12 protein-coding genes are annotated in these 15834 nt (G+C 65.4%); 7 read left to right on the forward strand and 5 right to left on the reverse strand.

The annotated features are described in order from the left end of the window. Window positions 1–170 precede the first annotated feature (170 nt). From LN996_RS08000 to LN996_RS08015, 4 genes are read right to left on the reverse strand one after another with little or no spacing between them, the layout of a single operon-like run. The gene (locus tag LN996_RS08000; RefSeq protein ID WP_231339880.1) at window positions 171–1028 is read right to left on the reverse strand and encodes an SURF1 family protein; all 858 of its coding nucleotides are present in this window, start codon (window positions 1026–1028) and stop codon (window positions 171–173) included. Continuing rightward, window positions 1018–2646 (reverse strand): cytochrome c biogenesis protein ResB, encoded by a 1629-nt coding sequence (locus tag LN996_RS08005; RefSeq protein WP_231339881.1) that lies wholly within the window; start codon window positions 2644–2646, stop codon window positions 1018–1020. Before LN996_RS08005 ends, LN996_RS08000 begins: the two co-directional genes overlap by 11 nt. Then, the gene (locus LN996_RS08010) at window positions 2643–3611 is read right to left on the reverse strand and encodes a cytochrome c oxidase assembly protein (RefSeq protein WP_231339882.1); all 969 of its coding nucleotides are present in this window, start codon (window positions 3609–3611) and stop codon (window positions 2643–2645) included. Before LN996_RS08010 ends, LN996_RS08005 begins: the two co-directional genes overlap by 4 nt. A 45-nt stretch (window positions 3612–3656) precedes the next feature. Next, window positions 3657–4079: a helix-turn-helix transcriptional regulator gene (locus LN996_RS08015; RefSeq protein ID WP_269215627.1), complete on the reverse strand. Its 423-nt coding sequence runs from the start codon at window positions 4077–4079 to the stop codon at window positions 3657–3659. Window positions 4080–4300: 221 nt separating this feature from the next. On the opposite strand from LN996_RS08015, the gene LN996_RS08020 reads away from it, so the two are divergent. From LN996_RS08020 to LN996_RS08045, 6 genes are all read left to right on the forward strand, one after another. Next, window positions 4301–6409 (forward strand): cytochrome c oxidase assembly protein, encoded by a 2109-nt coding sequence (locus LN996_RS08020; RefSeq protein WP_231339883.1) that lies wholly within the window; start codon window positions 4301–4303, stop codon window positions 6407–6409. A 70-nt stretch (window positions 6410–6479) separates the two neighbouring features. Continuing rightward, complete coding sequence (locus LN996_RS08025; RefSeq protein ID WP_231339884.1) at window positions 6480–6854, forward strand: helix-turn-helix transcriptional regulator; 375 nt, start codon at window positions 6480–6482, stop codon at window positions 6852–6854. Next, entirely contained in the window at window positions 6851–7768 is a 918-nt protein-coding gene (locus LN996_RS08030; protein WP_231339885.1) for a cation diffusion facilitator family transporter, read from the forward strand. The genes LN996_RS08025 and LN996_RS08030 overlap by 4 nt, the downstream gene beginning before the upstream one ends. Further along, window positions 7768–8463, forward strand: coding sequence for a thioredoxin domain-containing protein (locus LN996_RS08035; protein ID WP_231339886.1), 696 nt, complete (start codon window positions 7768–7770; stop codon window positions 8461–8463). Before LN996_RS08030 ends, LN996_RS08035 begins: the two co-directional genes overlap by 1 nt. 95 nt (window positions 8464–8558) lie before the next feature. Beyond that, on the forward strand, window positions 8559–9167 hold the full coding sequence (locus tag LN996_RS08040) for a hypothetical protein (protein ID WP_231339887.1): 609 nt from the start codon (window positions 8559–8561) through the stop codon (window positions 9165–9167). Window positions 9168–9239: 72 nt separating this feature from the next. Next, the gene (locus LN996_RS08045) at window positions 9240–9851 is read left to right on the forward strand and encodes a copper resistance CopC family protein (protein WP_231339888.1); all 612 of its coding nucleotides are present in this window, start codon (window positions 9240–9242) and stop codon (window positions 9849–9851) included. Window positions 9852–9925: 74 nt separating this feature from the next. Here the strand turns inward: LN996_RS08045 and LN996_RS08050 are convergent, their stop codons facing one another. Further along, the gene (locus LN996_RS08050; RefSeq protein WP_231339889.1) at window positions 9926–10375 is read right to left on the reverse strand and encodes a hypothetical protein; all 450 of its coding nucleotides are present in this window, start codon (window positions 10373–10375) and stop codon (window positions 9926–9928) included. A gap of 517 nt (window positions 10376–10892) precedes the next feature. On the opposite strand from LN996_RS08050, the gene LN996_RS08055 reads away from it, so the two are divergent. After that, a complete protein-coding gene (locus LN996_RS08055; RefSeq protein ID WP_231339890.1) occupies window positions 10893–15800 on the forward strand; it encodes a DUF4082 domain-containing protein in 4908 nt (1635 codons plus the stop codon). The last annotated feature ends 34 nt before the right edge of the window (window positions 15801–15834 follow it).

The following is a 15834-nucleotide window of genomic DNA, read 5'->3' on the forward strand; positions in this document are numbered from 1 at the left end:
GCCCGGCTCGGTGCTGTTCTGAGACGCTTGACCGTATCTTCAGATTTGCAGCTAAGGGGTCAACGATCCCGGCCATGGGATCGTTCCCGGCACACCGGGTGATCTCCGCCTGGCCGGGGATGCCCTAGCCGTTCCGGGGCACCCTCTCCCGTCGGGCCTGCCGTGCCTGGTCAGAGTCCCATCGAGTCCAGCAGGGCGTCTTCTTCCTCGACGCGGGAGCGTTTGCGCGGGGCGGGAGCACGGGGTTGCTGGGCGGTGCTTGCGGTCTCCGCGGATTCGTCGGGCATGTCCCGTTCCTCACGGTGCATGCGGGCCTGCTGCCGTGCCATGTACCCGAAACCCACGAAGGCCAAGACGCCGAAGGTGATCCACTGCAGGGCGTAGGACAGGTTCGAGCCTTCCTTGACGGCCGGCGGGGCGAGTGGTTGCGGGACTGTGGCAGGCTGCGGGGACTCCGAGGCCATGACCCCGTAGCTGCCTGCCAGCAACGGGTACCCCAGCTGGCTCGCGTAATAGGACAGGTCGATGCTGGCCAACTGGCCCTCGGGTGCGTCACGACCCAGATCGGGCTCGGAGGGTTTGATCCGTACGACCGCCGAGACTTCTCCCGCTGGTGGTGCGGGCACGGCATCGGGGTACCCGGGCCGGGTGTTGCCGATCGGCAGCCAGCCCCGGTTGACTGCGATCGTTTCACCGGAAGCAAGCCGGAGCGGCACCACTACCTCGTATCCGGCAACGGAATTGTTGGGTCGGTTCCTGATGATTCTCTGGTCCTCGGCAAGGTACCGCCCTGACACTACAACCGTTCTCCACTTCGCGTCGGGGTCGGCGACGTCAAAGGAGGCGCGGGCATCCTGGAACGGCACCGGGGTTCTGTCGTAGTTCTGCTGGACCCTGCGGATTTCGGTCACGGTCTGATTCCGGCGCTCCATCTGCCAGTTCCCCAGCCCAATGCATGCCGCGGCGAATAATGCGGCCAGCAGCAGCCAACCCGCCCAACGCCAGGACAGAAGGAACCTATACGCCATCCTGTTCCTCCTGGAGCTGCCATTGCCGTGCCAACAGTGCGCGGATCGCCGTCGCCTCGGCGGCTAGGCGGTGGTCTTCTCCGCGGGCCAGAAGGCCGTATTCGACCATCGTCCTGCCGTCCACGTGGGTGCCGGCGCGGACCCATACCCGGCGCCGGTTCACATACAGGGAGACCATGAGCCCTGCCACGGCCAGCAGCGAAAATACCAGCACCCAGCCCTGGGCGGGGGTACTGCGTACATCCACCCCGATGTAGCGTTTAAGCCCGTCGAAGCTGATGCTTCCCTTGCCTTCGGGCAGCGTGTACGTTGCACCGGGTTGAAGCGTGATGCCGCCGGCGGGAAGGTCCCTGCCGTTGAGTTGGGTCAGCTTGGCCACGTCCAGGACGTACACGTTTTGCGGCGCTCCGGTGTCCAGCCCGAGGTCCCCGTAGTACGAGTTCAGGCTCAGCTGCGGGTTCAGGGGATCGGGGTCGAAGCTGTAGGACACGCCCTGGTCGTTCTTGATGGCCGAGGGCAGGAAGAACCCGACAAAGCCCAGCTGGGATGGTGCGGCGTCCGGGACCTTGAGGACCACCGAAGAGGTGTAGACCCCGTCGTTGGGGATGGACACCACGGGACCGCTGAAGGCGGTTTTCCCGGTGCCGTCCTTGACGGTGACGACCGGGGCGTAGCCGTTGCCGACCAAGAACACCCCGGTTTCACCGAAATAGACTGGTTCGTTGACTTTCAGGGTCTGTTCCCGTGCCGGGGACTCCGCTCCGTCCTTGGTGCTCAGCTCGGCGGTGAAGTCGATCGGCTGGCCGAACTGCTGGCGTGATTCCCTGTCGAAACGGACCTCGAAGCTCTCCAAAGTGACGGCGAAAGGATCCAGCCAGGCGGTGTTGAAGTTGATTCCCGGGGTGAAGGCATCGTAGCTGACCAGGGTATTGACGAAAGTGCCGCCTTCGATGAGGATCTTCTGTCCCCGATAGCCGAACATCCCGCCGATGGCCACACACACCAGCACCCCGATCAGCGAGGTGTGGAACACCAGGTTGCCGGCCTCCTTCAAAAACCCACGCTCGGCACCCAGAGAGGGACGCAGCCCATCCCGGTCCCTGACCTCGACCCGGTAGCCGCGCTTCCTCAGCACGTCCGCGGCGTCCGCTATCGCGGCGGCCGCGGTGATCCCGTCCCCAGCGGGCAGGATCAAGGTGCCATACTCGGGCAGCCGGGAGAGCCGTTTTGGGGTACGTGGCGGCTGGGAGCGCAAGGCTTTGTAGTGGGTGCGGGCCCTGGGAACGACACAGCCGATCAGGGAGATGAAGAGCAGGATGTAGATGGCTGAGAACCACACGGAGGAGTAGACATCGAACATCTGCAGCACGTCCAGGACCGGCCCGTAGGCCGGGTTGTCCTTGATGTACCGGGTAACGAGGGCGGGATTGGCTGATCGTTGCGGGAACAGCGAGCCCGGCACGGCGGCCACTGCGAGCAGGAGCAGCAGGAACAGGGCCGTTCGCATGCTGGTCAGCTGCCGCCAGGCCCAGCGCAGCATCCCACAGGGCCCCAATGCCGGCAATACGGGGTGCTGCGCCTGATCGGCGGCCGGTGTTGAAGTGTCAGGTAATGTCATCGTCGGCGCACCGGGCGGTTGGCCAGTTGTTGCAGGTATTCGTTGTAGGCGTCCAGGTCAGGGTCCCCCGCTACCGCAGCCTTGCGTTCGGATTTGACCCAGCCCCGGGCCTCGTCCCGTTGCCAGCGAACCAGGATGAACATCAACAACAGCACTCCCGGCAGCTCCCCGTAGGACCAGGCCAGCCCGCCGGCCAGTCCTTGGTCCTGCATGGGGTCCACGTTCCAGCTCTCCGGCGGCGCGGCGAAAAACTTGACCATGGGCGCGGTGGCCATCATGATCACGACACCGAAAAAGGCATGCAGCGGCATCTCGGCAAAGATGTCCAACAACCGGCCGAAGTGTGTCTGCCTGCTCGGCAGCGGGTCAGCGGAAATCAGCGGCACCGTGAAGAGGATGCCCGCGGCCAGGAACAACAATTCCAGCCCCACATGGCCATACCAGTTCGGCAGCAGCAGGTCCGCGAGCCCGGAAAAATAGACCCCGTAGAAGCTGAGCAGGAACAGCGGCACCATGAAGGCCGGGTGAATGGCCCACCGGCCCGCACGCGACCGAAGGCCCCAGAGGGCAAGCTTTAGGACCGGCCGGCCCAGCAGGTTGTGCGGGGTCGCCCTCAGCAGCAAGGTACCGGGGGATCCTATGACCAGCAGGGGCGGGACAGCCATCATCAGGGTCAGCTGCTGGAACATGAAAATGGAGAACATCCGCAGCCCGTACCCTTCAATTCCGGCTCCCATGACGACGATGATGGCCAGGCAGCCGAACAGGAACGAGGCGGTGCGTATCGGGGACCAGTGCCGGCCCTGCCGCCAGAGACTGATCGCGCCGGCGAGGTAGAGGACCGCGGCCAGCAGTGTCAGGGCAGGGATCAGGGGAACAGGCTGCAGGTTCGGTGCGAGATACTCCCCCAGCGAAGGCGGCAACGAGGGGAGCCATACCGGGCCCTCTACTCCAGGCTCACCCATATCAGTGACCCCGTCCGGCCACGGCGGCCTGGTCAGGGGCGTAAGTTAGTTGTTGCTGACCATTTTCAGGCGGTCCAGACCGGCGTGTCCGACGTGCGTGAGACCTAGATCGAGCAGCATGCGCACGTGCGAGTCGGCCAATGAATAGTAGGCCATCCGGCCGGCCCGACGGACCTGCACCACCCGCGGGCCGCGCAGCAGGCGCAGCGCATGGGAAACACCGGATTCGCTCAACCCTGTGGTGGCGGCCAAATCGCACACACACATCTCCCCTTCGAGCAGCGCGATGAGGATCCTGACCCGTCCCGGGTCCGAGAGCAGCCCGAAAATCACCGCGAGATCCGTCACGTCCGTGTCCGCTGGCATTCGGGACCGGACGGCCTCGACCTTTTCGGCATCGACCAGCCGAACGGCGCAGTCGCTGCCCGGCTGGCTGGGCGTCGGCGTTGCCTGTGCTGTTCCGGTCATTCATTAAGACTACCTCTACCTGCTAATGCGTCGCATTTGCCTTCTGACGTGCGGTCCGTGCCTGACCAGGCCGTACTGCCTGGATCGGAAGGTGTCCGTCGGCCACCGATTAACGTCTGAACAACTCTACAGATAATCTTGAATGGCGCCGGACTGCATCGGCGCCGCCTGACTCCCAGGCCATGGAGGGGCAGGTACGGGACCAGCGTTAAGGAACCATTGTGGCTTTGAAAGCCCCCGCTGCCAGCGGCAGCCCAACCACCTCGCCGAAATTGCGGTGGCTGGCCGCGGCCGGCGTGATCGCCGTGATCGTGGTCCTGGTGGCGACGGCCTACGGCAGGGGGACCTTGCCGGCGGAAACCCGGGATCCCGGCGCTTTGGTCCGGTGGGGCTACGGCGTGGCCCAGACAGTGCAGAACGTAGCAGCTGCGGCCACCATCGGCGCCCTGTTCTTCGCGGCCTTCATCGTGCCGCCGGTACTGCGGGGCCGCAAGGGCCGCGGATCCGGGTCCCGCACGGCGGACCTATCCGCGGCGGAGATCGCGGCCGCTGATGAGCATCCGGCGTTCAGCCGGATCATGGTGCTGGCCTCGGTGGCGAGCCTGGTCTGGACTCTTTCGGCCGGGGCGGTGCTGGTGTTCAGCTTCGCCGATATTGCCGGGGTGCCGGTTTCGGGCAGCCGCGAGTTCGCGGCCCAGATCGTCTCCTACATCACTGAGCTTCCCAACGGCGCGGCCTGGCTGTGGGTCGTCATCATCGCCGCGGTCGTTGCCACCCTGACCTTTGGCGTGCGCTCCAGCGCCGGGCTGGCCGCCGCAGCCCTGCTCGCGGTGGGCGGTCTGGTGCCGGTGGTGCTGATCGGCCACGCCGCCGGCGGCAACGATCACGAGCAGGCCATCAACTCCTTGGGTCTGCACCTGGTCGGGGTGTGCCTATGGCTGGGCGGCCTGATCGCACTGGCCGTGGGCGGGACGGCCTTCGGCAAAGACACCGCAGAAGTCCTCAAACGGTTTTCCACCCTGGCCGGCTTCGCCTTTGTCCTCGTCGTGGCTTCGGGAATCATCAATGCCGCCATCCGCATCGAGCTGCCGGCCGGCATTGCCTCCCCCTACGGGGTTCTGCTCATCGCGAAGACGACGGCGGCCATCGCCTTGGGGGCCATCGGATACCTGCACCGGAAAAGGCTTATTCCCGCCCTCAGCGTGAAGAACCGGACCGGCCAAGCCAACCGGTTGCTGTGGCGCTTCATTGTGGTGGAACTGCTGATCATGGGCGCCGTCAGCGGGCTCGCCGCCGCCCTGAGCCGGACCCCGCCACCGGCCGGGGAAGACATCCGGCCGGCCCTGACGCCCGCGGAGATTCTCACCGGATACCTCCTGCCACCGGAACTGACACCCGAACGCTGGTTCACCATCTGGCGGCCGGACTGGCTCTGGATCGCCTTCGCCGTGTTCGCCGCGTACCTCTATCTGCGCGCGGCGCAGCGTCTGCGCCGCCGCGGGGACAGCTGGCCGTGGATCCGCAGCGTAGCCTGGCTCGTGGGCCTGGCAGCGCTGGTGTTCTTCACCTCGGGCGGGCCGTCCGTGTATGGGCGGATCCTGTTCAGCGCCCACATGCTCGACCACATGGCCCTGACCATGGTCGTTCCGGTCTTCCTCGTCCTCGGAGCCCCGGTCACCCTGGCACTGCGGACACTGACACCCCGCCGCGACGGGTCCCGCGGACCACGCGAGTGGCTCATGGCCCTGATCCATTCCCGGGTGGCGGCCATCGTGACCCACCCCTTGTTCGTCGCCGCCAATTTCGCCGGATCCATCGTCCTGTTCTACTACTCCGACGCCTTCGGCTTCGCACTTAGGGAGCACGTCGGGCACGAACTCATGACGGTCCACTTCGTGATTACCGGCTACCTGTTCGTCCTGTCGATGATCGGCACCGACCCCGTCCCGCGCCGCGCACCCTACCCGCTCCGGCTGCTGCTGCTGCTGGCCACGATGGCCTTCCACGCCTTCTTCGGCGTCACGCTGATGGGGTCAACCACCCTGATCCAACCCGAGTGGTTCACCGAATTGGGCCGTGAATGGGGCGCCCCGCCCTTGGAGGACCAGCAGATGGCCGGTGCGATTACCTGGGGCATCGGCGAAGTCCCGACCTTGCTGATTGCCATTGGCGTGGCCGTCATGTGGTCACGTTCGGACGCCCGCGAAATGCGGCGCAGTGACAGGGCGGCTATCCGCACCAACGATGCGGACCTGGACGCCTACAATGCCATGCTCGCCCAACTGGAGGAACGCGACACCAGGAACCGGGGCCATGACAGCAACGGCTAGTCAGGGCAAAGCGTGGAAAAGAATCAGTACAGAACTTCCTGAATCCAAGAAATTCTGTAACATAACGGGTATGCGCATACTTTCCACGATTGACGTGTTGGCCCGGTTCGGGAAAGCCCTCGCGGACCCGACCAGGGCCGCGGTCCTGCTGCAGCTCAAGGACGGTCCGGCGTTCCCCTCGGATCTGGCTGAGAGCATCGGGGTCAGCCGCCAGATCCTCTCCAACCATCTGGCCTGCCTGCGGGACTGCGGCCTGGTCGCCGCGGAGCCGGCAGGGCGCCGGGTCCGCTACGAACTCGCCGACGCGAAACTGGCCCACGCGCTGGATGACCTGCTGGGCACCATCCTGACCGTGGACACCATCTGCGGCTGCGCCGAACCCGAATGCGACCAGGACACCACCACCGGCCCCGTTTCCGCCGACGTTCTGGAGGTCCACTCATGAGCGGTCACGAGCACGACCACGCCGCCGAGGCAACCTCCCGGCGCGGCAAACTCATCGCCGTTTTTGCCATCACCTTCACGGTGATGATTGCCGAGATCATCGGCTCCGCGCTGACCGGCAGCCTGGCGCTGCTGGCCGACGCCGGCCACATGTTCACCGACTCGGCCGGGCTGCTGATCGCCCTCATTGCCGCGTCCCTGGCGTTGAAACCGGCCACACTGAAGCGCACCTGGGGTTACAAGCGCGCCGAAATCATTGCCGCCGCCGGGCAGGCCGCGCTGCTGCTGGCTGTCGGCGGTTTCGTCATCGTCGAAGGCATCCGACGGCTCTTCGAGCCCCCGGAAATCGGCGAATCCACCATGCTCTGGTTCGGCATCATCGGTCTGGCCGGCAATGCCATCGGCCTGATAATCCTGGCCTCCGGGCGGAACCACAACTTCAACATGAAGGCAGCCTTCCTGGAGGTCCTCAACGACGCCCTCGGGTCCGTCGCCGTCATCGCCGCCGCCATCATCATTGCTCTGACCGGATGGCTTCAGGCTGACGCCCTGGTGTCCTTGCTGATCGGCGTGCTGATCATCCCGCGCACCCTCAAACTTCTCCGCGACACCGTGAACGTGCTCATGGAATCCACGCCCAAAGGCCTGGACCTGGCCAAGGTGCGGGAGCACATCCTGGCCCTGCCCCACGTCATCGACGTACACGACCTTCATGCCTCCCTCGTGGCCTCCGGAACCCCGGTCCTGTCCGCCCACGTCACCGTCGAGGACAACTGCATGACCGACGGGCATGCCGCCAGCATTCTGGCGGACCTGCAGGACTGCGTGGCCCAGCACTTCGACATCAGCGTCGAACACTCCACCTTCCAGATCGAACCCGCCTCCCACCGCGACCAGGAAAGCATCCACCACTGATGACACAAACCAAAACCCCTCCCCCTCCCATGGACACCGCCAAGAAAGCCAGGGTCTTCATCTGGGTCCTGCTGGCCGTCCTCGTCGCCGTCGGGGTGATCTGGTACACAGTGTTCACGCTGAACAAGCCCGCCCCGGCCGCCCAGACGCCGGCTGCCGCCGCAGAAGCCCAACTGGTCCGCGACGACAGCCACCGCGTCACCTCTCCAACCACGGAAAAAGCCCAGCTGGTGGAATTCCTGGACTTCGAATGCGAAGCGTGCCTTGCCGCACAGCCGTTGGTGGAGGAACTGAAGAAGGAATTCGGTGACCGGATCACCTTCGTCAACCGCTACTTCCCCTTGCCGGCGCACCGTAACTCAGCCACCGCAGCCCTCGCTGTGGAAGCCGCCGCCCAGCAGGGCAAATACGAGCAAATGTATGCCAAGATGTTCGAAACCCAGCCGCAGTGGGGCGAGAAGACCGAGTCCCAGGCGCCGCTGTTCCGCACCTTCGCCCAGGATCTCGGACTGGACCTGGCAGCCTATGACGCCGCCGTGGCCGATGACAAGACCAAGGAACGGATCAAGAAAGACATCGCCGACGGCACCGCTCTCGGGGTCAAGGGAACTCCGACGTTCTTCCTCAACGGCGAAATGTTGACCTTGCAAACCGAAGAACAATTCCGGCAGCTGCTCGCAGACGCCGCAAAATAGAGGCCAGCAGCACAGGTGTACCGGGCATTATTGCCCCAACATCGGCATTCTACATAACGTAGAACAAATAGTTTCCCCGAAAGGAGTGGTGCGCGATGACTTCTGCGCGTGCACCATTCCGCATCCCCAGAGCCACTGCGGTTGCGGTGACGGTCCTGACATTGGCGGTCGCAGCGCATGTCCTGGCCGGCGGTGAACTCCCGGCCTTTCCGGTGATGACCGCTCTGGCAGCTGTCGTTGCGCTGTCGGCAGTAATGTTGGCGGGCCGGAAAATGACGGCCCCCGCCCTGGCCGCATATCTTGGCATTGGTCAGGCGACGCTGCACCTGGCCTTCTCGGCGTTGTCCGGACCCGGGACGCCCACACCCGCCGTCGCCCACCACGGTGGATTGCCCGGCGGCACGGGAAGCGTCGCCGCGGGGGCGCCGCATGACCACCTGAGCGCAGATGCCAGCCTCGGAATGCTCGGCATGCACGTGGCCGCGGTTCTCGTTACCGCTGTTCTGATGGCGCGGGGGGAATCCGCACTGTGGGCCTTGGCGGGCTGGCTGCGGCCCTTGGTGGAAACGCTTGAACCGTCTGCAATCCCGGGGTGCCGTTATGTTCCGCTCATTGCGGCCGAGACCCTCTCTCTGCGGTGGAAGGTTCTGCTCCGACCGCCCGTGCGGGGACCTCCGCTGTGCGCGTTCGCCGGCACGTACTGAGCATGTGTTTCAGGACGTCCCGGCCACTGCCCGGTCCCCTTTTTTAGCTCCAGCAGAATTGCAGAATCCATCATGAAACCCCATAATCCCCGACGCCTCCGCCTCCGGCTGGCTATCGCCGCTGCCTTCCTCATCCCGGCTTTCGCCGCCACGCCGGCGCTGGCCCACGACGCCTTGGAATCCACCGTGCCGGCGAAGGACACCACGGTCACCGCAGCCCCCGGCAGCGTGTCCCTGACGCTCTCGGAGCCTCCTCTGGACACAGAGCAGCTGAACCTGAGCGTCATCACCGTCACCGATGAGACGGGCAAGACCCTCAGTGACGGCAAGGTCACCGTGGAGGGCCCGACCATTTCCACAGCCATCACTGCAGGAGCCAATGGCGTCTACAAGGTCCTCTGGCGCACGGTTTCCTCCGATGGGCACCCCATCGAAGGCAACTACTCCTTCACCGTCCAGGATCCTGCCCAGGCCGTTGCCGCCACACCATCGACGGCGCCGACCACGGCCGCGGAAACGGCCACCAGCACCCCTGCGCCGGCGGCCCAAACGGCACCGGAGCAGATCAAACCCGACGACAGCAACGCTCCCGTAGCCGTAGGCATTGCCGCGGCCATCCTTGCGGTTGTCGCCGCTGCCTTCTTCATCATCCGCAGGCGCAGGGATAAGGGCGCGGGAGCTTAGCGAACCGCACGAAATCTGAGGACACCCGTCTCTGGGCTCCGGGGAACTGATCCCCGGGCCCAGGGGCGGATGTGCTACTGCCCTGCGGCCGGGGCGTGGGCGTGCCGATCGGCCAGGAAGCGTGAGATCCAGCCCGCGATGGTACCCACAGCCATGACTCCCAGGGCTGCCAAACCTACATAGAACAACACCGTCGGTAGGCTGGACGGCGCCGAGGTACCGTCCACGGCAGCCATGATGCTCAGCCAGTACCCGACCGTGGCGATCAGCCAGAGCGCACCGGCTGCCGCTGCCAGCCAGGACCAGCGGGAAAACCATACCGGCCCCCGCCGATAGGACAAGGCCACAGCCACCGCGACGGCCCCCGCAACTGCCACCAGCTGCAGTCCGAAAAGGTACGGGCCGGCAACCAGACCTACGGGAATGCAGAGCCCTCCGATGAGCACGAGGCGACGGGCTCCAATCGGCATCCTGGCGGCCTCCGCCGGTGCCGCGGGCAGGCTCGAGTCGGTATGGGAAATCATCAGGTTACGTGGCTCCTCAGAGAATGGGTGCTGCGGTTCAACCGCAAAACAATATATGAACATACTTTCATATGTTCTGGCGGGTGATCCCCGGGTCGCGGCAGCAGCGAGAAAACCGGAAGATCTGCACGAAATGCCCCGCGGATGGTTCGCTCCCCCGCGAGTGGCAAAGGACGATGGTTGGGTGGAGTCATGGCCGGTTTCGACTCGGATGCCGGGCCTGGGAGTACCTCAGCGTGTGGGTTTGTTCGGGGAGGCCTTGTGAGGCGGCCGGGCGGACCTTTACACTGCGTCCCAAGGGTTACTTGGCGGATTCGCTCCGATGATCCGTCGTTGGGCTTGGATTAGCTCTGACGTCGGATCCGGTCCAGTTCTTCCGGAACGACGAGCCAAGCACAGTACCTGAGTGTTCATAACTGAAGATCTTGGTTTGACCCTGGCTGGGGAGCGGCAAGCAGGGACCGCGCGGACAGTGCGGCCTCATCTCGCAACAGGCGTGTCCACTCCAGGAGTTCCTATGTCCGGTCCTTCAGCCACCCCGCAGCCAGTCCTGAAGCGTTTGGTCGTGCCCTTGGTCCTGATGCTGGTTGCCGCTTTGCTTCCGTTCACGGTTCCGGCGGCTTTCGCGGCAGGTCCGTGTGATCCTGTGGTCAATCCGGTGGTGTGCGAGAACTCCAAGCCCGGCAACCCGGCCTCGGAGTGGGACATTTCCGGCCCGGGCGATGACAGCATCCAGGGGTTCTCCACCGAGATCAGCGTCAACGCCGGGCAGCCGGTCCGTTTCAAGATCGACACACCCGCACCCAGCTACACCATCGCGATCTACCGCACCGGCTGGTACGGCGGCGACGGTGCCCGCAAGGTTGCCGACGTGACCCCGTCTGCCTTACGCCAAAACCAGCCCCAGTGCCTGAACGACCTCAGCACGGGATTGTATGACTGCGGCACGTGGGCGGTGTCGGCTACGTGGCAGGTGCCGGCCACGGCCGTCTCCGGTGTCTACGTCGCGCTCCTGACCAGGCCGGACACGGGCGGGCAAAGCCACATCACCTTCATTGTGCGCGCTGACGGCAGCCGTTCGGACGTTGTTTTCCAGACTTCGGATCCGTCCTGGCAGGCGTATAACTCCTACGGGGGCTCGGACTTTTATCAGGGCGTGAACGGCCGGGCGTACAAGGTCAGCTACAACCGCCCGGTGGCAACCCGGGGCGGGCCGGACGGCCGGGATTTCTTCTTCGCCAACGAATACCCGATGGTGCGGTTCCTGGAACAGAACGGCTATGACGTCAGCTACATCAGCGGCCTCGACACCGACCGGAGCGGGGCCCAGTTGCTCAACCACAGGGTCTTCCTCTCGGTCGGGCATGACGAATACTGGTCGGGCCAGCAACGGGCGAACATCACCGCCGCCCGCGATGCCGGGGTGAACCTGCAGTTCCTTTCAGGTAATGAGGGGTACTGGCGCACCCGCTTCGAGCCTTCCCCCGTGGACGGTACGGCTGGCCGGACCCTGACCTCCTACAAGGAAACCTGGGCCAACGAAAAGATCGACCCCAGCCCCGAATGGACCGGCACCTGGCGTGACCCGCGCTTCGCTGCCCAGGCCAACGGCGGCGGGCTGCCCGAAAACGGGCTGACCGGAACCATTTACATGTCCAACTACTCCGATTTGCCGGTGACCGTCGATTCGCAGGAAGGCAAGACCAGGCTGTGGCGGAACACGTCTCTGGCCTCGCTGCCGGCCGGTTCCTCGGCGGCGCTGGCGCCGCACACGGTCGGATATGAGTCCGACGAAGACCTCGACAACGGGTTCCGCCCACCGGGTCTGGTCCGGTTGTCCACCACCGTCGGGGAGGTGCCCCAGTACCTTCAGGACTTCGGCAACACCGTCCTTCCCGGGACCACAACCCATCATGTGACCCTTTACCGTGCCGCCAGCGGCGCGCTGGTGTTCTCTGCCGGCAGCGTCCAGTGGACCTGGGGCCTGGACGAGGTGCACGACGGCGACGGCGCACCAGCCGACCCGAGGATGCGGCAGGCCCAGGTCAACCTCTTGGCCGACATGGGCGCCCAACCCGCCACCCGGGCCGCCGGGCTGGTTGCCGCCGTCCCGAGCACGGACAGGACCGCGCCCACCGCAGCGATCACGGCCCCCGCCGACGGGGCGACCGTGCCGCACGGGACCAGCATCACCGTCACCGGAACCGCGGCCGACACCGGCGGTGTTGTGGCGGGCGTCGAGGTCTCCACCGACGGCGGCGCCACGTGGCACCCCGCCCAAGGCAAGCAGAACTGGACGTACACGTACATCCAGAAGGGTCTGGCTACGGCAACCATCCAGGCCCGGGCCATTGATGACAGCGCCAACATCGGCGCGGCCGCCACCAGGAACCTGGCCCTCAGCGGCCCTTACAGCGTCTTCGGTCAAACCGTTCCCGCTGTCGCGGACTCGGGCGACGGCGGCGCGTACGAGATGGGGATGCGCTTCACGCCGTCGGTGGACGGGTTCATCACCGGTGTCCGCTTCTACAAGAGCGCGGCCAACACCGGTATCCACACCGGGTCCCTGTGGAGCTCCACCGGGGAGCGTCTGGCCACGGCGACGTTCACGAACGAGACCCCCTCCGGGTGGCAGTCCGTGCTGTTCAGCCAGGCCGTTCCCGTCGCAGCGGGCCAGAAGTATACGGTGTCCTACTGGGCGCCGAACGGCCGGTACTCGATCCAGAATTTCCAGTGGGCGAGCTTTGGCGCCACGGACGCCCCGTTGAAGGTGGCCGGGGGTTTCGGGGCCGAGCCGGCCGGTGTCTATACCACCTCATCCGGATTCCCGACGTCGAGCTATAACGGCGGCAACTACTTCACCGATGCCCTGTTCAGCACGGTGGACAGCAGCCCCATGACGGTCTCCGGGCACACGCCGTTCCCGTCCTCGTCCAGCGTTTCGGTGGACACCAAGGTCAGTGCCGTGTTTTCCAAACCCGTCACCGCCTCCAGCGTCCAGCTTGCCCTGCAGTCCCCCGACGGCCCTGTCAGCGGCACGACGGCATACGATCCACCCACCCGGCGGGCAACCTTCACCCCGAACAACGCACTGACGTTCAGCACCCAGTACACCGCAACGCTCGCCGGAACAGACACCCTCGGTGGTCCGGTGACAGCAGGCGGGACCTGGGCATTCACAACAGGGGCAACAGTGCCCGTTCCGGGATCTTGCCCGTGCAGCCTCTTTGACGACTCCGTCACGCCGGGCATCGCTCAGATTCAGGACGGCGTTCCCTTGACGCTGGGCGTACGGTTCTCCAGCGTTTCCGCCGGTGAAGTAGTAGGCATGCGCTTCTACAAATCGGCCGGAAACACCGGCACCCACAACGGTGCCCTCTACACGGCGGCCGGGCAGCAACTGGCCACGGTGGCGTTCACCAATGAGAGCGCCTCGGGGTGGCAGACAGCGATGTTCAGCCAACCGGTCCAGATGGCTGCGAACACGGACTACATCGTGTCCTACAAGTCACTGACCGGCGCCTATTCTGCTACGGCCAATGGATTCGGTTCGGGCATGAGCGTTGGTCCGTTGCGGGCTGGCCCGGATGCGGGCGCCTACACGTACAGCGGCGACTTTCCGGGATCACGATCAACAGCAAGCTACCTGGTCGATGTCATCGTGATGGTCCCACCACCGGCCTTCACCCCGACGGGCCAGTCCCCGCATCCGGGCGCGTCCAGCGTTCCGCTGGACAGCCAGGTCAGTGCGGTACTGTCCGAACCGGCTGAGGCATCCAGCGTCAACCTGACGGTAAAAGCCGCTACCGGTACAACCGTTCCCGGGTCCACCAGCTACGACCCTCAGACGAGGAAGGTCACGTTCAGCCCGGCGGCGCCGCTGGCGGCCGGGACGTCGTACACAGCCACCGTCACGGCAACCGCTGTGTCCCGGCAACCACTGAGCAACGCTTCCTGGACGTTTGCCACAGTCCCTGCCCCGAGGACGCCCGGGACGTGCCCCTGCACGCTGTATCAGGACTCCGTATCGCCCACCGTCGCGGAGGTCAACGACGGCATGCCCCTGACCCTGGGGGTCCGGTTCGCCAGCGACACCGCCGGCCAGGTCACCGGCGTACGGTTCTACAAGGCCGCCGGGAACACCGGCACGCACACCGGCTCCCTGTACACAGCCGGCGGGCAGCTTCTGGCCACCGTCACCTTCACCAACGAAACCAGTGTTGGCTGGCAGACAGCAACGTTCAGCCAACCGGTCGACATCACAGCCAACACCGAATACGTCGTGGCGTACAAAGCTCCCGCCGGAACCTACTCCTACACTCCGGCTGGTTTCGGGGACGGATTCGCCAGCGGGCCGCTGCGCACGGCCCCGGATTCCGGCGCGTTCAGCTACAGCGCAGACTTCCCCGGCACGGCCTCGATGGCGAGTTACCTGGTGGACCTGGTCTTCATGGCCGCCGTGCCGCCGCTGACGATAACCGACCGGTCCCCTGCGCCGGACGCCACGGGAGTCCCTGTTGATGTCAAACCAGCGCTGACGCTCTCCTCCGCCATCAAGCCGGGTGCCTCGTTCACGCTGGGAGCGAACGGGGCACCTGTTGACGGCAGTGCTGCCCTGTCCGCCGACGGCCGCACCCTGACGTTCACCCCGGCGGCCGTCCTGCCGGGCACCACCGCCATCTCCGTCACCGTCAGCAACGTCGAATCCCGTCAGGGCCAGACGCTGCCGACCACGACCTGGCAATTCACCACTGCCGACCCTGATGCTGTCCAAGTCTCCATCTTCGGGGAACTCCAACCCCAGACAGCGGCCTCCGATGATGCGTCATCGGTTGAACTGGGGACGGCGTTCACGGTCTCCGAAGCCGGCAATGTCACCGGCATCCGGTTCTACAAGGGAACCGGAAACACCGGAACCCATGTTGGCTCCCTGTGGAACGCCGCGGGAACGCGGCTGGCCCAAGTGACCTTCGCGAATGAAACAGCGAACGGCTGGCAAACCGCGATGCTGTCCTCCCCGGTAGCCGTAGTTCCGGGGGAAACGTACGTCGTGTCCTATCTGGCGCCCAACGGCCGCTACGCCTACACGCCTGCGTTCTTCTCCCAAACCTGGGCCAGCGGCGTGTTCACCGCCGCCGGGCCCAACAACGGCCGCTACCTGTACGGTTCCGGCGGTGCTGCACCCACGAACTCGTGGAACTCCACGAACTACTTCGTCGACGTCCTCTACTCGGCAGCGGCACCGGCACAGGCACAGGCGACGCCCGGCCAAACGCCCACGCCTACCCCGACCGCAATGCCGGCCCCATCCGCAACGGCGACAGCGACTCCCTCCCCAAGTCCGACCGCCAGCCCGTCACCCAGCCCCTCGCCGAGCCCCACTCAGTCCGGCGGCCTGCTGTGCGGCCTGCTGGGAACCTGCTGAGGCGTGGAAGGACATTCAGACTGCTGACGTCCGT

The sequence above is a fragment of the Arthrobacter sp. AK01 genome, from assembly GCF_021109375.1.
In the GTDB taxonomy this organism is placed as follows: Bacteria; Actinomycetota; Actinomycetes; order Actinomycetales; family Micrococcaceae; genus Arthrobacter.